16 protein-coding genes and 2 tRNA genes are annotated in these 21,226 nt (G+C 72.7%); 10 read left to right on the top strand and 8 right to left on the bottom strand.

The genetic code is table 11. The annotated features are described in order from the left end of the window. Positions 1-71 precede the first annotated feature (71 nt). The 3 genes from FHX73_RS18635 to FHX73_RS18625 all read left to right on the top strand — a co-directional run bounded on the left by FHX73_RS18635 (position 72) and on the right by FHX73_RS18625 (position 1,263). On the top strand, positions 72-416 hold the full coding sequence (locus tag FHX73_RS18635; RefSeq protein WP_145906064.1) for a hypothetical protein: 345 nt from the start codon (positions 72-74) through the stop codon (positions 414-416). A 123-nt stretch (positions 417-539) separates the two neighbouring features. Then, positions 540-1,133, top strand: a complete 594-nt coding sequence (locus FHX73_RS18630; protein WP_145906063.1) for a bifunctional DNA primase/polymerase — start codon at positions 540-542, stop codon at positions 1,131-1,133. 56 nt (positions 1,134-1,189) lie between these two features. Continuing rightward, a tRNA-Lys gene (locus FHX73_RS18625) sits at positions 1,190-1,263 on the top strand. A 136-nt stretch (positions 1,264-1,399) separates the two neighbouring features. On the opposite strand, the gene pgi is transcribed toward FHX73_RS18625, so the two are convergent. Continuing rightward, positions 1,400-3,061, bottom strand: coding sequence for a glucose-6-phosphate isomerase (gene pgi, locus FHX73_RS18620; protein ID WP_145906062.1), 1,662 nt, complete (start codon positions 3,059-3,061; stop codon positions 1,400-1,402). Positions 3,062-3,213: 152 nt separating this feature from the next. Then, positions 3,214-4,794: a Na+/H+ antiporter gene (locus FHX73_RS18615; protein WP_145906061.1), complete on the bottom strand. Its 1,581-nt coding sequence runs from the start codon at positions 4,792-4,794 to the stop codon at positions 3,214-3,216. A 149-nt stretch (positions 4,795-4,943) separates the two neighbouring features. Here FHX73_RS18615 and FHX73_RS18610 point away from each other — a divergent pair. The 3 genes from FHX73_RS18610 (at position 4,944) to FHX73_RS18600 (ending at position 8,805) form a co-directional block, all read left to right on the top strand. Continuing rightward, positions 4,944-5,017 (top strand) — tRNA-Lys (locus FHX73_RS18610). Positions 5,018-5,136: 119 nt separating this feature from the next. After that, positions 5,137-5,580 (top strand): hypothetical protein, encoded by a 444-nt coding sequence (locus FHX73_RS18605; protein ID WP_145906060.1) that lies wholly within the window; start codon positions 5,137-5,139, stop codon positions 5,578-5,580. 45 nt (positions 5,581-5,625) lie between these two features. Then, positions 5,626-8,805 (top strand): S41 family peptidase, encoded by a 3,180-nt coding sequence (locus FHX73_RS18600; protein WP_246213591.1) that lies wholly within the window; start codon positions 5,626-5,628, stop codon positions 8,803-8,805. 66 nt (positions 8,806-8,871) lie between these two features. Here FHX73_RS18600 and FHX73_RS18595 read toward each other — a convergent pair whose 3' ends face one another. Further along, positions 8,872-9,108, bottom strand: a complete 237-nt coding sequence (locus FHX73_RS18595) for a hypothetical protein (RefSeq protein ID WP_145906059.1) — start codon at positions 9,106-9,108, stop codon at positions 8,872-8,874. Between the two features lie 95 nt (positions 9,109-9,203). Further along, positions 9,204-10,022, bottom strand: a complete 819-nt coding sequence (locus FHX73_RS18590) for an SDR family oxidoreductase (RefSeq protein ID WP_145906058.1) — start codon at positions 10,020-10,022, stop codon at positions 9,204-9,206. 97 nt (positions 10,023-10,119) lie between these two features. On the opposite strand from FHX73_RS18590, the gene FHX73_RS18585 reads away from it, so the two are divergent. Then, positions 10,120-10,542, top strand: coding sequence for a MarR family winged helix-turn-helix transcriptional regulator (locus FHX73_RS18585; protein ID WP_145906057.1), 423 nt, complete (start codon positions 10,120-10,122; stop codon positions 10,540-10,542). A gap of 70 nt (positions 10,543-10,612) precedes the next feature. Here the strand turns inward: FHX73_RS18585 and FHX73_RS18580 are convergent, their stop codons facing one another. The 4 genes from FHX73_RS18580 to FHX73_RS18565 form a co-directional block, all read right to left on the bottom strand. Continuing rightward, positions 10,613-12,649: a phosphocholine-specific phospholipase C gene (locus FHX73_RS18580; RefSeq protein ID WP_145906056.1), complete on the bottom strand. Its 2,037-nt coding sequence runs from the start codon at positions 12,647-12,649 to the stop codon at positions 10,613-10,615. A 180-nt stretch (positions 12,650-12,829) separates the two neighbouring features. Beyond that, entirely contained in the window at positions 12,830-13,468 is a 639-nt protein-coding gene (locus tag FHX73_RS18575; protein WP_145906055.1) for a pentapeptide repeat-containing protein, read from the bottom strand. A 24-nt stretch (positions 13,469-13,492) separates the two neighbouring features. After that, on the bottom strand, positions 13,493-14,683 hold the full coding sequence (locus FHX73_RS18570) for a low temperature requirement protein A (RefSeq protein WP_246213590.1): 1,191 nt from the start codon (positions 14,681-14,683) through the stop codon (positions 13,493-13,495). 418 nt (positions 14,684-15,101) lie between these two features. After that, positions 15,102-16,811 carry an ABC transporter family substrate-binding protein gene (locus FHX73_RS18565; RefSeq protein WP_145906054.1) on the bottom strand — a complete coding sequence of 570 codons (1,710 nt, stop codon included), beginning with the start codon at positions 16,809-16,811 and terminating at the stop codon, positions 15,102-15,104. Between the two features lie 378 nt (positions 16,812-17,189). Between FHX73_RS18565 and FHX73_RS18560 the strand changes: the two genes are divergently transcribed. The 3 genes from FHX73_RS18560 to FHX73_RS18550 are packed head-to-tail and all read left to right on the top strand — an operon-like array spanning position 17,190 to position 21,192. Then, positions 17,190-18,176, top strand: coding sequence for an ABC transporter permease (locus tag FHX73_RS18560; RefSeq protein WP_145906053.1), 987 nt, complete (start codon positions 17,190-17,192; stop codon positions 18,174-18,176). Further along, a complete protein-coding gene (locus FHX73_RS18555; protein WP_145906052.1) occupies positions 18,173-19,141 on the top strand; it encodes an ABC transporter permease in 969 nt (322 codons plus the stop codon). The genes FHX73_RS18560 and FHX73_RS18555 overlap by 4 nt, the downstream gene beginning before the upstream one ends. Then, positions 19,138-21,192: an ABC transporter ATP-binding protein gene (locus tag FHX73_RS18550; RefSeq protein WP_145906051.1), complete on the top strand. Its 2,055-nt coding sequence runs from the start codon at positions 19,138-19,140 to the stop codon at positions 21,190-21,192. Before FHX73_RS18555 ends, FHX73_RS18550 begins: the two co-directional genes overlap by 4 nt. Positions 21,193-21,226 lie beyond the last annotated feature (34 nt).

Below are 21,226 nucleotides of genomic sequence, written 5' to 3'. Positions count from 1 at the left end.
GCCAGGAGCGACAATGGACGGCGGCCAGCTCGTCCGGTCAACCGTCCCTCCCGTCCCGAAGGTGCCCGCCCATGCCTGACCATCAAGATCCGCCCCGCAAGCTCCGTCCCGCCCCGCTGCTCTTCGAGCCGGAGACGCTGGCGGCCGAGCCGGAGCGCTTCTTCCAGTTGGAGAGCATCGAGGACCCCGCGGAACTGCTGCGGCGCTCGACCGAGTTGGCCCTGGCCTTCCGGGTCGCGGCCGAGCGGGCGACCGACTACCAGGCGATCGCGGCGGCCCAGCTGGCCGACCCGCGCCGGTTCGACGCGCTCTCCCCCACCGAGGTCGCCGCCCGCGCCGACTGGACCGCCGACTACGCGGTCCGGATGGTCGAGCACGGCCGTGGCCTGCTGCAACAGCGCCGGCCCAGCGAGTAGCGCGGCGGCAGTCGCGCGCCGCTGGCATATGCGGCGGGAAACCCTACGCCGCGCGGCACCCCGCTGTCCGACGAATCGGATTTTCGCTGCACCCGGTCCGCCACCGGGAGCACCCTGCTGCTCGTGGACACCTGGACCTACCAATCCGTGGCCTGCCTCACCGAGGCGGGCGAGGCCTGGCTCGCCTCGGCCAGTGAGTACCCCGGGAGCATGCGGGCGCTCTGGGAGGCGCGCCCCTGGGCCCCGGCGGTGCTGCCCTGCGGGCGCGCCTTCGACGTGATCAGCATGCCGGGGCTGTTCGGCCGCCGGGTGCTGGACGAGCTGTGGGCCTCCGGCCCGGGGTGCGGCCCGGTGGCCGGCTACCGGGGCCGCACCCTGCTCTTCGTCCAGCCCGGCGCCGCGCACCGGCTGCGCACCCTGCTGGCCTGGGAGGAGTGGGCCCGGGACGTGCCGCCGCTGCTCTGCCACGGCCTGGGCGACGCGGTGACCGTGCCGCCGGTGCGCCGGGCGGCCGGCACGCCCGCGGCCGGCACGCCGGACAGCCGGTGGATCGTCGCGCCCGACGGCCGCGAACCCTGGCTGCCCGGGCCGGGCGTGGTGCTCTGGGCCTGCGTCCGGGCGGCCCGCGGCGGCCCGGCGTCGCTCCCCGAGCCCTCCCGCACCCGGGAGCCCCTGGTCGCCCGCCCGGCCCAGCTGCTGCCGCTCTCCCCCGCCTGAGGTTTATCGATTTGGGCTCCGCCCGGGGCCGCTGCTAGAGTCTTCCGTGTCAGCAGGCGCCGCTAGCTCAGTTGGTTAGAGCAGCTGACTCTTAATCAGCGGGTCCGGGGTTCGAGTCCCTGGCGGCGCACAGACACCCTGAGGGGCTCCTCGCAGCAGCGAGGAGCCCCTCAGGCGTTTCCCGCACCTCACCCGCCGTCCCTCACGTGCCGTCAGGGTGCCCCGCCGCCCGGGCACACGGCGCCGGGCGGCGGGGCGGTGGTCCGTCAGCGGCCGCGCAGCTCGCGGTACTTGGCGACCAGGGCGGCGCTGGAGCTGTCCAGCTGCCCACCGCCCTCACCGGTCAGCAGCACCGGCTCGATCTTCCTGGCCAGCACCTTGCCGAGCTCGACGCCCCACTGGTCGAAGGAGTCGATGTTCCAGATCGCGCCCTGCACGAACACCTTGTGCTCGTAGAGCGCGACCAGCTGGCCGAGCACCGACGGGGTGAGCTCGTCGGCCAGCAGCACGCTGGTCGGGTGGTTGCCCTTGAAGGTGCGGTGCGGCACCTGGAACTCGGGCGTGCCCTCGGCCCGGACCTCCTCCTCGGTCTTGCCGAAGGCGAAGGCCTGCGCCTGGGCGAAGAAGTTGGCCATCAGCAGGTCGTGCTGGGCGACCAGGCCCGGGGCCAGGTCGGCGACCGGGCGGGCGAAGCCGATCAGGTCGGCCGGGATCACCTTGGTGCCCTGGTGCAGCAGCTGGTAGTAGGCGTGCTGGCCGTTGGTGCCCGGGGTGCCCCAGACCACCGGGCCGGTGGTCCAGTTGACCGGCTCGCCGTCGCGCTGCACCGACTTGCCGTTGGACTCCATGTCCAGCTGCTGCAGGTAGGCGGTGAACTTGGAGAGGTAGTGCGAGTAGGGCAGCACCGCGTGCGACTGGGCGTCGAAGAACTGGCCGTACCACAGGCCCAGCAGGCCGAGCAGGAACGGCACGTTCTCGGCGAGCGGGGCGGTGCGGAAGTGCTCGTCCACCAACCGGAAGCCGTCCAGCATCTCCTGGAACTGCGCCGGGCCGATCGCGATCATCAGCGAGAGGCCGATCGCCGAGTCGTAGGAGTAGCGGCCGCCGACCCAGTCCCAGAACTCGAACATGTTCTCGACGTCGATGCCGAAGTCGGCCACGCCCCGGGCGTTGGTGGACAGCGCCACGAAGTGCTTCGCCACCGCCTCCTGGCCGGCGCCCAGCTGCTCCAGCAGCCAGCTGCGGGCCGAGGTGGCGTTGGTGACCGTCTCGATCGTGGTGAAGGTCTTCGAGGCGACGATGAACAGCGTCTCGGCCGCGTCCAGGCCGCGGACCGCCTCGTGCAGGTCGGCGCCGTCCACGTTGGAGACGAAGAACAGGTTCAGGTCGCGCTGGGCGAAGGAGCGCAGCGCCTCGTAGGCCATCGCCGGACCCAGGTCCGAGCCGCCGATGCCGATGTTGACGACGTTGCGGATCCGCTTGCCGGTGTGGCCGGTCCAGGCGCCGCTGCGCACCCGGCCGGCGAAGCCGGCCATCTTGTCCAGCACGGCGTGCACCTCGGGGACCACGTTGACGCCGTCCACCTCGATCACCGCGCCCCGCGGCGCGCGCAGCGCGGTGTGCAGCACGGCGCGGTCCTCGGTCACGTTGATCTTCTCGCCGCGGAACATCGCGTCCCGCAGGCCGGCCACGTCGGCCGCCTCGGCCAGGTCCCGGAGCAGCTCCAGGGTCCGGTCGGTCACCAGGTGCTTGGAGTAGTCCAGGTACAGGTCCCCGACCTGGAGCGTGTAGCGGCTGCCGCGCTGCGGGTCCTGGGCGAACAGCTCGCGCAGGTGGGTGTCACCGAGCTCCGCCCGGTGCTTGCCGAGTGCGGCCCACTGCGGAGTGCGGTCCAGGGGGATCCGTCCGCCGGCGGGGGACTGGGGCATCGGTCTCTCCTCGTGGTTCGGTCTGGGAAGCGGTGCTTCGGGCCCGGAGGGACGGGTCCGGTCAGCGCCGACGTGCTGCTTGGCGGCTCGACCGCGCCAAGCCTACGGAACTGTCAGCACCCGCGGTGCCAGCGGCAGCTGACGGGGCGCCGTCACTTCCGCTCGGAGCGCAGGTCCAGACCGCGCAGCACCTGGTCCACCAGCTCCGGATCGGCCCCCGGCTCGCTGCGCGCCTGCACCATCTCGCGGCGCGAGGCCGCCAGCAACTCCTGCTCCGTCAACCGGAGTCGGCGCAGGTTGCCGACCCGCTGGCGGGCCTCTTCGGCCTCCTCCTCCTCGTACTGCTCGGGGCACAGCCGCGCCAGCCGGTCATGCTGGCGTTCCCTCAGCTTCTCCACGATTTCCACCGGCAGCCGGTCCTCCTGCTCCAGCTCCCCGAGCCGCACCAGCGCGGCCCTGGCCGCCCGCCACCAGAGCATCCGCTCCTGCTGCTCGCGCCGGTCCAGGTGCGGGTCGATGCCGAGCCGCTTGACCAGCCAAGGCAGCGTCAGCCCCTGCACCAGCAGGGTGAAGAGCACCACGCAGAAGGCGATGAAGACGATCCGGCTGCGCCCGGGGAACGGGTGCCCGCCGTGGGTGGTGAGCGGGATGGCCAGGGCCAGCGCCACGGTGGCCACCCCGCGCATCCCGGACCACCAGAGCACCACCGTCTCCTGCCAGCTGAGCGGCACGTCCTCCTCGCCGTGGGTGATCCGCTTGGAGACCCAGGCGGCGGGCAGCAGCCAGAGCAGCCGGACCCCGACCACCACGGCGATCACGGTGACCGCGTCGCCCAGCATGGCGTGCCAGCCGGTGCCGACGTCCTTGAGCACGGTGGCCAGCTCCAGCCCGATCAGGCCGAAGGCGACGCCGGTGATCAGGGTCTCCACGATGTCCCAGAAGGCGGTGCCGACCAGCCGGTAGGCCACGTCGTCGGCGTCGGCGGCCCGGTCCGCCAGGTAGAGCCCGACCACCACCACGGCCAGCACCCCGGAGCCCTCGGCCTCCTCGGCCAGCGTGTAGGCGGCGAACGGCACCAGCAGGTTGAGCGCGACCTGCAGGGTGGGGTCGTCGAGCAGCCCGGAGATCTTGGTGCTGAGCCAGCCGAGCGCCCCGCCGACCGCCACCGCGATCACCGCGGAGAGCACGAACCTCAACAGCGCGTGCGGCACCGAGAAGTCGCCGTCCACCACGGCCGAGACGGCCAGCGAGTAGATGACGATCGCCGTGACGTCGTTGAACAGCCCCTCGCTCTCCAGCACCGCGACCAGCCGCCGGGGCAGCCCGACGCTGCCGGCCACCGCGACCGCGGCCACCGGGTCGGGCGGCGAGACCAGGGCGCCCAGCGCCACCGCGGCGGCGGTCGGCAGGGCCGGCAGCAGGGCGTGGAAGGTGCCGGCCACGGCGGTGGTGGTGACCACCACCAGGCCGACCGCGAGCAGCAGGATGGAGGTGACGTTGGCCCGGAAGTAGGCCAGCGAGGCCCGCCGGGCGACCGCGAAGATCAGCGGCGGCAGCACCAGCGGCAGGATCAGCTCGGGCTCCACCGCGACGTTCGGGATCTGCGGCTCGATCGCCATCAGCAGCCCGAGCACGGTCATCAGCACCGGCTGCGGGATGCCGGACTTGCGGGCCAACGGCACGGTCACCACCGAGGCGAGCAGCACCAGGAAGAGCAACGACAGCTGGCCCACCGGTTCGCACCCTCCACCCCACTCGAACGGACAGAACGAGTGTAGATATGACAAACCAACACTTCGGTCCACCACGCCGCACCACCCGCGTCACCGGCCCCGATTCGGTGATTCCGGCCCCGACCAGGTACTGTTCTCGGTGTCAGCAGGCGCCGCTAGCTCAGTTGGTTAGAGCAGCTGACTCTTAATCAGCGGGTCCGGGGTTCGAGTCCCTGGCGGCGCACAGACACCCTGAGGGGCTCCTCGCAGCAGCGAGGAGCCCCTCAGGCGTTTCCCGTCGCACCACGCCGACCGCGGCCGCTATCCTGGCCGGCGGCACGGCCCTGAACGGAGGGCTACGAGATGCGAGTCGGAATCACCGGGTACCAGGGGCTGTCGGACGTCACCGAGCTGCTGGTCCGCGGCGAACTGTGGCGGCTGATCACCACCTACGGCCCCTACGAGCTGGTCGGGGTGACCGCGCTGCGCCCGGGCCCGGAGACCTGGTTCGCCGAGGCGGTCCGGGAGCACGGCGGCAAGGTCGAAGTGGTGCTGCCCGCCTCGGCCGGCCCACTGCCGGACACCGAGCTGGCCCGCGGGGCCACGGCGGTGCACCGGCTCGCCCCGGCCGAACGCGGAGGCCTCGGCGACGACCTCGGGCGGGCCCTGGTCGGCATGATCGACGAACTGGTCGCGGTCTGGGACGGCGGGTCGGACGGCGAACCCGCCCGGATCGCCGCGCTGACCCGCCGGGCCGGCCTCTGGGTGCACGAGATCTGGCCGGCCGGCTGCGAGCGCCCGGCCTGAGCCGCTCCGTTTGCCGGGTCCCGGGGCGCACCAAAGGATGGGCCTGTGAGTGGTTACCTGCGATTCCCCCACCTGCGCGGCGACCTGCTGGCACTGACCGCCGAGGACGACGTCTGGCTGGCCCCGCTCTCCCCCGACGGTGTGTCAGGACGGGCCTGGCGGCTCAGCGCAGACCGCACCCGGGTCTCCCACCCCCGCCTCTCGCCGGACGGCGCGACGGTCGCCTGGACCTCCTGGGCCGCGCTCAATCCCGAGGTGTGGACGGCCCCGAGCACCGGCGGCCCGTCGGTCCGGCTGACCTACTGGGGCAGCCAGGACACCCGGGTGCGCGGCTGGCTGCCGGACGGCGAGGTGCTGGCCGTCACCTCCTACCACGAGCCGTTCGCCCACTACACCTGGGCGCACGCGCTGCCGCTGAACGGCGCGCCCGGCCGGCGCGAGCCCTGGGGGCCGGTGCGCGACGTCCAGGTGACGGCCGAGCACACCCTGCTGCTCACCGGCGCCGCCCCGCACGAGCCGGCCGCCTGGAAGCGCTACCGGGGCGGCGCCACCGGCCGGCTCTGGCTGGACGGCGAACTGCTGCTGCCCGACCTGCCCGGCCACCTCTCCTCGCCGATGCTGGTCGCCGACCGGGTCGCCTTCCTCTCCGACCACGAGGGCATCGGCAACCTCTACTCCTGCGCCCTCGACGGCTCCGACCTGCGCCGGCACACCGACCACGACACCTTCTACGCCCGCGAGGCCAGCACCGACGGCCGCCGGGTGGTCTACCAGCACGCCGGCGACGTCTGGCTGCTGGACCGGCTCGACTCCCCCGCGCCGCGCCGCCTGGAGGTGCCGCTCGGCGGCTCCCGCACCGGGCGCCGCCCCTACCAGGTGACCGCCTCCCGGTTCCTCAACGACCTGGTCTGCGACGCCACCGGACGCACCGGCGTGGTCGGCGTGCGGGGCAGCCTGTACTGGCTGACCCACCGCGACGGCCCGGCGCGGGCGCTGGCCGACACGCCCGGGGTGCGGGCGCGGCTGCCCGCCGTGCTGGGCCGCACCGGCGAGGTCGCCTGGGTCACCGACGCGGAGGGCGAGGACGCGCTGGAGCTGGCCCCGCTGCCCGGCTCCGCCGCCCGGGGCGACGCCCGCCGGCTGGCCGCCGGGCGGCTCGGCCGGGTGCTGGAAATGGTCAGCAGCCCGGACGGCGGCACCCTGCTGGTGGCCTCCGACGACGGCCGGCTGCTGCTGGTGGACGCGGGCGACGGCGCGGTGCGCGAACTGGCCCGGTCCGCCTGGGGCCCGATCCGCGGCCTGGCCTGCTCGCCGGACTCCCGCTGGGCGGCCTGGTCGCAGCCAGTGGCCGGCCGCTCGCTGCGCCGGATCCGGCTGCTCCGGCTGGACCGGGCCGAGGCGCTGCCGCTGGACGTGACCGACGGCCGGTTCGAGGACGAGCAGCCGGTCTTCACCCGGGACGGCCGCTACCTGGTCTTCCTCTCCTGGCGCGGCTTCGACCCGGTGCACGACGTGCACACCGGCGACCTCTCCTTCCCGCTCGGCTGCCGCCCGTACCTGGTGCCGCTGGCGGCCGACACCCCGTCACCGTTCGCCGCGCCGGTCGGCGACGAGCCGGACCCGGCGCCGGGCGACGGCACGGTGCTGGTCGACCCGGAGGGGATCGGTGACCGGCTGGTGCCGTTCCCGGTGATCGCCTCCAAGTACTCCACCCCGGCGGCGGTCCGCGGCGGCCTGGTCTGGCTGCGCTGGCCGATCTCCGGCGCGCTCGGGCAGACCTTCGCCAGCCCCTCGGACACCTCGGGCCGCCCCTCGCTGGAGCACTTCGACCTGACCTCCGCCACCCGCTCGACGCTGCAGGAGCAGGTCGACGGCTTCGCGGTGGCCGGCGACGGCTCGGCGGTCTCCACCTTTTCCTCCGGCCTGCTCAAGCTGCTGCCGCTGGTCGGCGCGGCGGTCCCGGTGGACCTGCGCCGGATCACCCACACCGTGTACCCGGGCCCGGAGTGGCGGCAGTCCTTCCACGAGGCTGCCCGGCTGGTCCGCGACCAGTTCTGGGACGAGGGGATGGGCGGCCTGGACTGGCCGGCCCTGGTCGCCCAGTACGAGCCGCTGCTGGACCGGATCGCCTCCCCCGACGACTTCGCCGACCTGCTGCGCGAGCTGCTCGGCGAGTTGGGCACCTCGCACGCCTACGTCACGCCGGCCCGGCGCGGCGAGGGCCCGGCGCCGGTGCAGCAGCCGATCGGGCTGCTCGGCGCCTCGATCCGGCACGCCGAGGACGGGCGCTGGCTGCTCGGCCGGGTGCTGCTCGGCGAGACCTCCGACCCGCGGGCCCGGGCCCCGCTGGCCGGCCACCAGGTGCGCGAGGGCGACGAGTTGGTGGCGGTGGCCGGCCGGCCGCCGGACCCGGTGCGCGGCCCCGCCCCGCTGCTGGCCGGGGCCGGCGGCAGCACCCTGGAGCTGGCCTTCCGGCGCGGCGACGGCCCGGTGCGCCGGGTCGCGGTGACCCCGCTGACCGACGAGCGCCCACTGCGCTACCAGGACTGGGTGGCCCGCCGGCGGGCGCTGGTGCGGGAGTTCAGCGACGGGCTCTGCGGCTACCTGCACATCCCCGACCTGGGCGGCTCGGGCTGGGCCCAGTTCAACCGGGACCTGCGGCGCGAGCTGGACCGGCCGGCCCTGGTGCTGGACGTGCGGGGCAACGCCGGGGGCAACGTCTCCGAGCTGGTGCTGGAGAAGCTCAGCCGACGGGTGCTGGGCTGGGACCACACCCGGGGCCGCCGCCCGGTGCGCTACCCGAGCCACGCGCCGCGCGGCCCGCTGGTGGCGCTGGCGGACGAGGCGACCAGCTCGGACGGCGACGTGATCATCCTGGCGGTGAAGCTGCTGGGGCTGGGCCCGGTGGTCGGGCGGCGCACCTGGGGCGGGGTGGTCGGCACGATCGGCCGGCACGTGCTGGGCGACGGCACCCAGATCCAGATCCCGGCCAACGCCTCCTGGTTCACCGAGGGCTACGGCTTCGGGGTGGAGAACCACGGGGTGGCGCCGGACATCCGGGTGCTGCGCGGCCCGGCGGACTGGGCGGCGGGGCGCAACACCGAGCTGGCCGAGGCGGTCCGGGTGGCGCTGGAGCTGCTGCGCGAGCACCCGGCGGCGGCTCCCCCGCCGGCCGGCACCCCGCGGCCCGACCTGCGCCGGCCACCGCTGCCGCCGCGGGGTTGAGCGGGCGGACGGCAGCGGACGGGGCGCCCCTTCCGGGGCGCCCCGTCCGCTGCCGCGGTCAGCCGGTCACCGCTCCCACTCGTGGCCGCCCTCCTCGGTCATGTCGGACTTGGCCTGCTCGACCTGGTCCTCGTTGCCCGGGGCGGCCTTGCTCGACATGTTGCGCATGGCGTCTGCGGCCGGGCCCGGCATGTGATCGGCGGCCTGCTGGCCGGCGTCGGCGGCACGCTGCCGGGCGGCCTCCTCGACCTGGGCGGCCTTGTCGCTGTGGCCGCCGAGCATCTCCTTGATCCTGTCCATCATGCCCATGTCTCCTCCTCGCGGTTCGTCCGACCTGGGCAGTCACCAACATGTCACCGGTCGCACCGGCCCGCATGTCGGGCGGACGGGCGAGCGGCTCAGGCGATCCAGGCGGAGGTCACGGCCTGGACGGCGGAGCCGTCGGTGTCGGCCAGCTTGAGGGCGGCGACCGCCTTGGCGCGCTCGGAGGTCTGCACCCGGAACGGCGGCTGCTCGGCGGTGAGGGTGGCCACGATGACCTCGGCCGCCTCGCGGACCGGCTGGGCGGCGGCGAACGCGCCCTGGACGTGGGCCAGGTAGGACTGGAACGGCTTGCCGTAGCGCTCGTCCTGCTGGAGCTCCGGGCCGATCCCGCCGACGTTGGCCACGAACTCGCTGGCCACGGCGGCCGGCTCGATCACGCTGACCGTGACGCCCTGCTGTGCGGCGACGGGGGCCAGCGACTCCAGGTAGCCCTCGACGGCGAACTTGGCGGCGCAGTAGGCCTCGTTGAACGGCTGGCCGACCACGCCGCCGACGCTGGTCACGGTGAGCAGCCGGCCGCCGCTCGCCCGCAGCAGTGGCAGGGCGGCCTTGGAGACGGTGAGCACGCCGAAGAAGTTGACCTCCATGACGCCCCGGACCTCCTCGATCGAGTCGAGTTCCAGGGTGCCGACGTGGCCGGCGCCGGCGTTGTTGACGACCGCGTCCAGCCGGTCCAGGCCGTCCAGGCAGGCGGTGACGGAGGCCGGGTCGGTCACGTCCAGCGCGCGGACCTCCAGGTTGGCGCGCTCGCCCGCGGCGGCCAGCAGCGCGCCGGCCTTGCCGGTGTCGCGCATGGTGGCGATCACGTGCCAGCCGGCCTCGGCCAGTGCCACGGCGGTGGCCAGCCCGATTCCGGAGGAGGTCCCGGTCACCAGCACGGTCTTGGTGGTCATCGTCCACTCCTACTTACTTATTGGCCATAACTACTGTTCGCCATAACTATGCTCAGGGACAGTTCACCATGTCAAGCACTTCGTTAGACTGACCCGCATGCCAGCCACTCCCCCGGACGACCTCACCCGGCAGCTCGTCGGCCTCTTCGCCGCGGCCAACCGCCGCTACGCCCGGGAGATCGAGACCGCCGCCGCCGCGCACCGGCTCACCGCGCTGCAGGCCAAGGCCCTGCTGGCGGCCGACCGGCCGGTGCCGATGCGGACCATCGCCGACACGGTGCACGCCGAGCCGTCCAACGTGACCGCGATCATCGACAAGCTGGAGCAGCGCGGACTAGTGGAGCGCCGGCCCGACCCGGCCGACCGGCGGGTCAAGCTGGTCGCGGCCACCGAGGACGGCCACCGGGTCAGCGCCGACCTGCTGGCGCGCACGCCCTTCGTCAACGACCCCTTCGCGGCGCTGGACGACGCCGAACGCGAGCGGCTGCTGGACATGCTGCGGCGGGTGATGGAGAGCTGAGCGCGCACCGGAAACGCCGCGGCGCCCACCCCCTGACGGGGGTGGGCGCCGCGGTTCGGGCGGGTGCGGATCAGCCGCTGACGCTCGGCGCGCCGCTCTCCAGGTGGCCGGTGAACCGCTGCGACCAGCTGCTGTCGCCGCTCACCGTGACGGTGAAGTCGTACCAGCCGTTCTGGTAGGCGACGGCGTTGAAGTAGTCGCTGGTGCTGGCACCGGGCTGGACGGTGTACGTCCACGGGCCGTCGGTGCGGTAGTTGGTCGAGGTGATGGTGAAGGTCACCGCGCTGGTGCCGGTGTTGGCCAGCTTGAACCAGAGCGCGAGCTTGCCGGTGTCCGGAGCGGCGGCATAGGAGGCGGTCACCGCGGCGGTCTTGCCGGACTTGGTGGTGTCGCCCTGGAAGCGGCGCAGGAAGCGGTTGGGGCCGACCACGGTCAGGTCGTACTTGCCGTTGCCGTAGTTGGTGCCGCAGTTGAAGAAGTCGCTGGTGCTCGCGCCCGGGTCAACCGTGTACTGCCACGGGCCGCCGCTGCGGTAGGCGTTGGCGTAGGCCGCGAAGTGCGCCGAACTGCCGCCGGTGGCCGCGCTGTTGTCCATCGCCAGCCAGACCTTGGTGACGCCGCCGGCGTCGAACTCCAGGTGGTCCAGGTTGGCGTTCGGCTGGTAGGCCAGGGCGCGGGCCGGGCGGGTGCCGCTCTCCTGGGCGGGCAGCGCGTTGGTGACTGGCGAGGGGTTGCCCAGCGGGCCGCAGGTGGCCAGGCCGATGGTCTGCGAGGTGTCGGGCAGCGACGGCATGCCGTAGACCGGGTTGGCGAAGTCGAAGACGCTGGTCAGGTCGCCGCAGACCTTGCGCCGCCAGGCGCTGATGTTGGCGCAGGTGGCCGGGGTGCCCAGGGCCGCCGTCCAGGTCTCCAGGAAGCGCAGCACCGAGGTGTGGTCGAAGACCTCGGAGTTGACCCAACCGCCGCGCGTCCAGGGCGAGATGGCGAGCATCGGGACCCGGAAGCCGAGGCCGATGTTGGTCGAGTTGTAGAACTCGCCGGCGGTGCCGGCCGGGGCGACCGGCGGCGGCACGTGGTCGAAGAAGCCGTCGTTCTCGTCGTAATTGATCAGCAGCACGGTGGAGTTGAACACGTTGGGGTCCGCGTTCAGCGCGTTCATCACCATGTGCACGAAGTGCGCGCCGTCCTCCGGGGTGGCGTACGGGTGCTCGGAGGACTGCTGGTCGGCGACCACCCAGGAGACCTGCGGCAGGGTGCCGGCGAGCACGTCCGCCTGGATCGCGGCGGCGATGTCGTCGGGGGTGCGGCCGGTCACGCTGGGCACCGAGCCCATGCCCTTGACCGCCAGGTCGCTGCCGGCCGGGGCGTTGGCGAACTGGCTGAAGTAGGCCAGGGCGTTGTCGCCGAAGTTGTCCGAGGCGTTCTGGTAGACCTTCCAGCTCACGCCGGCGTTCTCCAGCGCCTCGGCGTAGGTCTGCCAGGTCAGGCCGGACTCGTCGCCGCCGTCGTAGGCCGGGCCGCCGGCGGTGCCGGACGGGTCGATCATGCCGGACCAGTGGTAGGTGCGGTTCGGGCCGGTGGCCGAGAGCACCGAGCAGTGGTAGGCGTCGCAGATGGTCCAGTTGTCGGCCAGCGCGTAGTGGAACGGGATGTCCGAGCGCCGCAGGTAGCCGAGGGCGCGGTTGGTGCGCTTGGCCGAGACCCAGGAGTCCATCTTCCCGGTGTTCCAGGCGGCGTGCTGGTCGCTCCAGGCGTGCGAGAGGTCGCCGTTGCACTGCGAGACCTGCTCGGAGCTGCCGGCGCTGAACGCCCACGGGTACTGCCGCGCGGAGCCGTTCGGCTGGTTGAAGACCGAGTAGCCGCCGGAGAGCTGGATGGTGGCCTTGTCGCCGAAGCCGCGGACCCCCTTGAGGGTGCCGAAGTAGTGGTCGAAGCTGCGGTTCTCCTGCATCAGGACCACCACGTGCTGGACGTCGGTGATGGTGCCCGTGCCGGTGGTCGTGGCGGCGGGCGCGGGGGTCGCGGCGCCGACCGTGCCGGCCACCGCGGCGCCGGCCGCGGTGGCCGCCGAGACGGCCATGAAGGTCCTGCGGCTGAGGTCAGTCATCGGGAGGGCCAACCCTTCGGTTGTGTGTACAACATGGGCCGCGCACATCCTGGCCCCTGCGGCCCGGCGGCACCAGGCTCCCGACGCAATGCTTGGCGGACTGTTCTTGTGCCGGTCAGCGAGCGGCCCGGGGGTTAACTCCGGGCCGCCACGGTGTGTCCGTTCACGCCTGCGAACCAGTCAGTCCCGCACCTCGACGCCGAGCGCCCGGGCGAACTGCGGGGCCAGCTCGATCAGCTGGGCGGAGGAGATCAGCGCGCCGCTCAGCCCCTCGTGGCCGTCCGGGAGTTGCAGCCGGGTGGCGCCGCGCAGGTCGGTGCGCTGCTGCCGGGCCCGGCCGAACCGGACCTCCTCCAGCGAGCTGCCCGGGAAGGACACGCCGGTCAGCCGGGCCTCGGAGAAGTCCACGTCGACCAGCTGGCAGTCCTCGAAGACCACGTCCCGCAGCACCGCGCCGCGCAGGTTGACGGCCTGCACCTTGCACTGGCGCAGCGTCAGCCGCCGCAGCTGGGAGCCGTAGGCGGCGACGCCGGCCAGCAGCGAGCCGGTCACCGTGGTGTCCTGCCATTCGGTCTCGGCCAGGTCGGTGGCCACCCAGCGGGTCCGCTCCACCCAGCACTCGGTGAACCTGGCGCGGCGCAGCCTTCCCTGACTGACCGTCAGGTCGGTGAGCGCGCACTCCAGGAAGGCCGCGCCAGCGGCCTGCGGGGCGTCCAGCTCGCGGTCGGCGAGCCGCACCGTGTCGTAGCGTTCGTCGGCGCGCAGCGGACCGTCGTGCGGGCGCAGCAGGTGGGCGTAGGGCTGGTCGGCCAGGGACATGGGCGGTGCTCCGCTCGGTAGGGGTCAGTCGATGCTGGCATCCGGCACCGACGGGCGGGTGCTCAGCCACAGCCCGGCCGCGATGGCGGCGGCCGCGACCAGGCCGGCGGCCAGCACTCCCCCGTCGCCGAGCGCGGTGCAGGCCAGCACCAGTGCGGCCGCGACCGGCAGCACCCACTGGGCCGGGCCCGACTTGCCGTGCCGGGCGTGCAGCAGCCAGACGGTGAACAGGTAGACGGCGCTCGGCACGGTGACGGTGGCGGCGGCGGCCTCGGCGGAGATGTGCGCCTTGCCGACCGCGTGCTCCACCGCGACCTCCAGCCCGGCGCCGACCGCGGCGGCCGAGCCGAAGACCAGGTAGTGGCCGTAACCCCACAGGAAGGCCTGCCGGTTGCCGCGCAGGTGCTCGTGGATCGGGGCGGCGAAGTAGATCCACCAGGCGGCGAAGCAGATCAGCAGCCCGCCGACGGCGATCGGGATCAGCTCGTGCAGCGCCTCGTGCTCGTCCACCGCGCTCTGCATCGCCACCGTCGCGGCGGAGACCGTCTCGCCGAGCACGATCAGGGTGAACAGGCCGTACCGCTCGGCGATGTGGTGCGGGTGCCAGGGGCTCTGGGTGCGGCGCTCGGCGACGGCCGGCACCGACAGTTCGGCGATCGCGCCGATCGGCAGGAACCAGTTGACCGCCGACTTGGGCACCAGCAGCATCACCACCCAGAACAGTTGCACCAGGGCGACGCCGAGCGCGTAGCTGCGCGCCATCGCGCGGGCCGCGCCCTGCTCGCCGCGGGCCGCCCGGAGCCACTGGGTGAACTGGGCCAGTCGCATCACCACGTAGCCGAAGACCGCCAGCTTGAAGTCGGCGTTCAGGAAGAGCCGCGGGATGCCGGCCGCGAAGATCAGCGCGCCGGTGATCTGCACCAGGGTGGTGAGCCGGTAGGGCACGTCGTCGCAGTCGTAGGCGGAGGAGAACCAGGTGAAGTTCATCCAGGCCCACCAGACGGCGAAGAAGGCCAGCGCGTAGTGCAGCAGCGCGCTGCCGGTGCCGTGCCCCTCGGCCAGCGCGCCGGCCAGCTCCCGGCCGGCCTGGCCGACGGCGACCACGAAGCAGAGGTCGAAGAAGAGTTCCAGCGAGGTGGCGACCCGGTGCGGCTCGTCGCGGCGGCGCGGCCGCATCGGGCGCACCAGGGGTTCGGTGTGACGGGTCGACGGCATTCGGCTCGGACTCCCAGCGGGCTCGGCGGACGGGGACGTTCCGCCCCCGGGGCCCCGATGGTGACAGTCCGCAGTGGTCGGCGCACGCACCGGAGCGCCGTGGCACGCCAGCCGTCCGTCCGGGGCCGCGCGGCGACCGGCCGGACGGTCAAGGTGAGTTGACGGGTGAGTGCGCGAACCGGGTGACACCGTCCATGGCGGGCCGAGTGCCCGGGTGTCGTGGGGTGCAATCGCCCTGATTGCCCGGTTACATTCCCTTCCAGTGGAACGGCGAGAAGGGCGTGCGGGCAACGCGGAAGGTCAAGGCCGGTGCGGCGGCGGTGGAGGGTAGCCCTCCACCGGCGGACCGCACCGGCCTCGTGATCACCGCGCTGCCCGGCAGCGCGCCCTCACCACCCGGTCCCGACCGGACGGCGGGTCACTTCTGCCAGCCCACCTTGGTGTAGTCGAAGTCGGCCAGGCCGGCCGAGCCGTAGTTGGCCAGGCCCTTGCGGTAGGCCACCACGTAGGGCCGCTGGTACAGCTCGACGGTGTGGCCGAGCTCCCAGATCTTGGCGTCCGCCTCGTTGTAGAGCTTGGCCGCCTGGCTCGGGTCCAGGGTCTGCGAGGCCTGCTTCAGCAGGCTGTCGATCTCCGGCGTGCTGAGCTTGGAGTAGTTCTGGAAGACGTTGTCGCCCTGCGGCATCTGGTACGAGGGGATGATGTTCGCCGGCGGGAAGGAGCCGGTGTTCCGCCAAGTCGCCAGGTCGAACTTGCCGACGTTGAGGTACTTCTCGTCCAGGTCGTTGGCCGGCACCTTGTCGACGTCGATCTTCACGCCGGCCTGCCCCAGCATGTTCTGGACCGCGGTGGCCAGGTCGATGGTCTGCTGGGAGGTGGCGTCCGAGATGATGAAGTGCAGCTCCAGCGGCTGGCCGTCCTTGGTGCGCGGCTTGCCCGCCCCCGCGTCCTGCCAGCCCGCCTGGGTGAGCAGCTGCTCGGCGCCGGCCAGGTCGTACTTGCCCCACTGCCCGGAGTTGTCCTGGTAGCCGAACTGGTTGGTCATCAGCAGGTGGTTGCCAAGCAGCGGGAACGGCACCGGCACCCCCTGGTTCTCCACCTTGGTCAGGGCCTGCCGGTCGAGCGCCTTCTCCAGCGCCTGGCGCACCTTCTGGTCGGCCAGCGCGCCGTTGGAGCCGAAGGAGATGTGCACCTCGTCCCACGGGAAGGAGGTGCGGATCACCCCGTCCTTGTAGTCCTTGAGCTGGGCGTAGGCGTCCGCCCGGCCGGCGCTGGCGTAGTCGACCTCGTCGTTGAGGAAGGCCTGGGTGGTGGCCGAGGCGCTCAGCACCCGGTAGGTGAACTTGTCCAGCTTGGGCTTGTTCCCCCACCAGTTGGGGTCCGGCACCACGGTGAGGGTCTGCGCCGACTTGTCCATCGAGCCGATCTTGAAGGCGCCGCCGGTGATCGGGACCTTCTCGACCCAGCCCTTGTTGAAGTCGTCCGGGGTGGAGATCCCGGCGGCCGGCAGCAGCGGGTAGAACAGGCTCTGCCAGTCCGCGAACGGGGTGCTGAAGGTGACCTTGACCTGGGTCGGGTCGTCGCCCTGGGAGACGTCGCTGATCTGGTTGTAGCCCAGCGTGCTGGCGGTGTTGAAGGCCGGGTTGGTGCCGCTGGCGGCCTGCCAGACGGCCTTGAAGTCCTGGAAGCCCAGCTGCTTGCCGTCCGACCACTTGGCCTTCGGGTTGAGCGTGTAGAGCACCACCTGCGGCGAGGTGGAGACCACCTTGGCGGACTGCAGGAACTCCGGGACCGGCTGGTAGACGCCGTTGGCGTCGACCCGGAAGAGCAGCGGCTCGATCATCTTCATGATCTCCACCGAGTCGCCGTAGGTGCCGTCCACCTGGAGCGGGTTCCACTGGTCCGGCCACTGCTGCAGCGGGATTCTCAGCTCCCCGCCGTCCTTGACGTTGCTCAGCGGCTGCGGGTTGATGTCCTCGGCGCTCATCGGCTGGGCACTCGCGCTGCTGCTCGCGCCGCCACCGCCACCGCCCGAGCTCGAACTGCAGCCGCTCAGCACCAGGGTGAGTGCGGCGGTCGCGACCAGGCTGCGGGCGACGAGCCGGCGGCGGCGGACGGTGGCGTCCATGACGGGTCCCTCCTCGGGTTTTCGGGGTGCGTCGGTGGATTCGGTGCCCGCCGGGTGTGGCGGGAGTTGATCGCGGGCAGTCAATGGGGTGTGCCGCGGAAGGAACCTAACAGCGGATCAGTTCAGCCACCAGAGGACCGTGTTCATTGCTGATCGAATCGCCATCGACGGCAACACTGCGGCAACATCCTCGTCGTGACCGACTGATTCACTCTGACCTGCGGGTTCGACCAACCGGACGAACCGGCGCTGCGCGAACCCTTGACCGCCGGATCGGCCGGTCGCAGAATTCCGCTGCTCGGTCTTGCGTGAAACCCCGTCAAAGCGAAGGCATTTGGTCATGACGAACCGTCGCACCACGCGCCCGAACGGCTGCTGATGCTGCGTTATCTGGCGAAACGCCTCGCCTACTACCTGGTCCTGCTCGTCGTCTCGGTCTTCCTGGCCTACGCCCTGGCGAGCAGCGCGCTCAACCCGCGGGCCTACTTCGAGAACAAGCAACCCCGCCCGGCCGCCGCCGCCGTGGACCGCCAGCTCACCGCGCTGAACATCAACGACCACACCCCCGTGGTCGTCCGGTTCGGCCACTGGGCCGACGGCGTGCTGCTGCACGGCGACCTCGGCGAGACCATCCACGGCACCTCGGTCAACGCCGACTTCGGCCGCCGACTGCTGGTCTCGATGCGGCTGCTGGTGATCGGCAGCGTGCTCGGCATGCTCCTCGGGGTGGCGATCGGCGCCTGGAGCGCGGTGCGGCAGTACCGGATCTCCGACCGGGTGCTCACCTTCACCTCCTTCGTGCTGCTCTCCACCCCGGTCTTCCTGTTGGCGCTCTTCCTGAAGAACGGCGCGATCGCCCTGAACCAGGCCACCGGTCACCAGTTGATCAACTTCACCGGCTACGAGACCCCGGGGCTGACCGGCGGCCTGGGCGCGCACCTCGCCGACTGGGGCGTGCACCTGCTGCTGCCCACCCTCTCGCTGACGCTCATGGGACTGGCCGGCTACAGCCGCTACCAGCGCGGCACCATGCTGGACGTGCTCGGCTCCGACTACCTGCGCACCGCCGAGGCCAAGGGCCTGACCCACCGCCAGGCACTGCTGCGGCACGGGCTGCGCACCGCCGTGATCCCGATGTCCACCCTGTTCGCCTACAACTTCCTGGGCATCTTCACCGGCGCCACCTTCACCGAGAAGATCTTCGGCTGGCACGGCATGGGCGAGTGGTTCATCGACTCGATCCAGGAGAACGACACCAACTCGGTGGTCGCGGTGACCCTGTTCACCGCCGTCACGGTGCTGCTCTCCGGGCTCTTCGCGGACGCGCTGCACGCGGCGCTCGACCCGCGGGTGCGTGCCTCGTGAGCGCCCCGCGCAGCCGCGGGCGGCTGGTGCTGGCCCGGCTGCTGGCCTCCAAGGGCGTGGTGGTCGGCGGATCGATCGTGCTGCTGCTCTTCCTGCTCGCCTTCGTCGGCCCCTACCTGACGCACTGGCGCTACACCGACATCGACTACGCGGCGATGCGCCAACCACCCTCCGCCCAGCACTGGTTCGGCACCGCCGGGCTCGGCCAGGACGTCTACGCGCAGACCCTGCGCGGACTGCAGAAGTCGCTGATCATCGGTCTGCTGGTGGCGCTGCTCTCCACCGGGCTGGCCGGCCTGGTCGGCGCCTGCGCCGGGTACTTCGGCGGCTGGACCGACCGGCTGCTGATCTTCTTCGTCGACCTGATGCTGGTCTTCCCGAGCTTCCTGATCATCACGATCATCTCGCCCCGGCTGAAGAGCAGCGGCTGGATCGCCTTCGTGGTGCTGCTCGCCGCGTTCAACTGGATGATCACCGCCCGGGTGGTGCGCTCGATGACCATCTCGCTCAAGGAGCGGGAGTTCGTCCGGGCCGCGCGGTTCATGGGCGTGCGGCCGATGCGGGTGATCTGGCGGCACATCCTGCCGAACTGCGCCTCCTACCTGATCGTGGACGCCACCATCGCGGTCGGCGCCGCGGTGATGAACGAGACGGCGCTCTCCTACTTCGGCTTCGGCGTGCAGCCGCCGGACGTCTCGCTCGGCACCCTGATCGCCGACGGCACCGACTCCGCGTCCACCTACCCGTGGCTCTTCTACTTCGCCGCCGGACTGCTGGTGCTCTTCGTGCTCGCGGTCAACCTGGTCGGCGACGGGCTGCGGGACGCGCTCGACCCGACCGCCGACGCCGGCCGGCGGCCCTCCCCGCGGGCCCGGCGGCGGGCCGCCGCCGTCCCCGCGCAGGCCACCGCCGCCGTCGACCCCGTGAACGACGCCAAGGACCACGACCTCAAGGAACGTGCGTGACCACCACCGCCACCCCGCTGCTCACCGTCCGCGACCTGAGGGTGGAGTTCGCCGGCGGGCGGGCCAAGGCCGCCGCCACCGCCGTGCGCGGGGTCGACCTGACGCTGCGCCAGGGCGAGACCCTGGGCATCGTCGGCGAATCCGGCTCCGGGAAGTCGGTCACCGCGCTCGCCGTGCTCGGGCTGCTGCCCGGCACCGCCACGGTGCGCGGCTCGGTCGCCCTGGACGGGCGCGAGCTGGTCGGGCTGCCGGCCGGCGAGCTGGCGAAGATCCGCGGCGACCGGATCGCCATGGTCTTCCAGGACCCGCTCTCCGCCTTCACCCCCGTCTACCGGATCGGCGACCAGATCGCCGAGGCCGTCCGGGCGCACCACCGGGTCGACAAGGCCGCCGCCCGCCGCCGGGCCGCCGAACTGCTCGACCTGGTCGGCATCCCCGACCCGCAGCGCGCCCTGGACGCCTTCCCGCACGAGTTCAGCGGCGGCATGCGGCAACGCGCCATGATCGCCATGGCGGTGGCCAACGAGCCCGACGTGCTGCTCGCCGACGAACCCACCACCGCCCTGGACGTCACCATCCAGGCCCAGGTACTGGACGTGCTGCGCACCGCCCAGCGGGAGACCGGCGCCGCACTGGTGCTGGTCAGCCACGACCTCGGGGTGGTCGCGCAGATGGCCGACCGGGTCGCCGTGATGTACGCGGGCCGGGTGGTCGAGACCGCGCCGGTGGACGAGCTGTTCAGCGCGCCGCGCCACCCGTACACGCTCGGCCTGATCGGCGCGGTGCCCCGGCTGGACCGCACCGGCGGGCCGCTGGTGCCGATCCCCGGCCAGCCGCCGGCGCTCAGCGACCTGCCACCCGGCTGCCCGTTCGCCCCGCGCTGCCCGCTCGCCGGGCCGGACTGCCTGACCGCCGAACCGCCGCTCGCGGGCGGGGCCGGCGACGGCGCGCACCTGGCCGCCTGCCTGCGGGCCGACCGGCTGGCCGCCGACCGGCCGGCGCCCGCCGAGGTCTACCCGGTGCCCCAACTGCCGCCGGTCGGCGGGGCGGTGGACCGCGCCGAGCTGCCGCCGGTGCTCAAGGTGAGCGGACTGGCCAAGACCTTCCCGGTACTCAAGGGCACCGTGGTCAAGCGCCGGGTCGGCGAGGTGTACGCGGTCGACGGCGTGCACCTGGACATCCGCCGCGGCGAGACCCTCGGCCTGGTCGGCGAGTCCGGCTCCGGCAAGTCCACCACGCTGTTCGAGGTGCTCGGCCTCGCCAAGCCGCAGCGCGGCCGGATCGAGATCCTCGGCCAGGACACCGCCACGCTCTCCCGCGCCGCCGCGCACCGGCTCCGCGCCCAGCTGCAGATCGTCTTCCAGGACCCGATGGCCAGCCTGGACCCCCGGATGCCGGTCGGCGACATCATCGCCGAGCCGCTGCAGGCCCAGCGCGCTGCGCGCGAGCGGATCGCCGCCCGGATCCCCGAACTGCTCACCCAGGTCGGCCTGGACCCCGAGCACGCCGCCCGCTACCCGCACGAGTTCTCCGGCGGCCAGCGCCAACGCATCTCCATAGCCCGGGCGTTGGCCGTCTCCCCGCAGCTGCTGGTGCTCGACGAGCCGGTCTCCGCGCTCGACGTCTCGATCCAGGCCGGGGTGCTGAACCTGCTCCAGGAGCTCAAGGCCACCCTGGACCTCTCCTACCTGTTCGTCTCGCACGACCTCTCGGTGATCCGCCACCTGGCCGACCGGGTCAGCGTGATGTACCTGGGCCGCACCGTCGAACAGGGCCCGGTGGACGCCGTCTTCACCACCCCGCGGCACCCCTACACCCGCGCCCTGCTCTCCGCCGTCCCGCTCCCCGACCCCGTCGCCGAACGCGCCCGCACCCGCGTGCTGCTCCCCGGCGACCCGCCCTCCCCCACCTCCCGCCCGACCGGCTGCGCCTTCCGCACCCGCTGCCCGCTCTACCCGGAGCTGGGCGAGGACCAGCGGGCGCGCTGCGAGGGCGAGGCGCCGGCGGTGGACCTGACGGAGGATCACGGGGCGGCCTGCCACTGGGGCTGACCCGGCCTCACCACCATGGCCGGACGAGCGCATC

The organism is Kitasatospora viridis (assembly GCF_007829815.1).
Classification (GTDB): domain Bacteria; phylum Actinomycetota; class Actinomycetes; order Streptomycetales; family Streptomycetaceae; genus Kitasatospora; species Kitasatospora viridis.
This window is presented reverse-complemented; position numbering and strand designations above follow the sequence as displayed.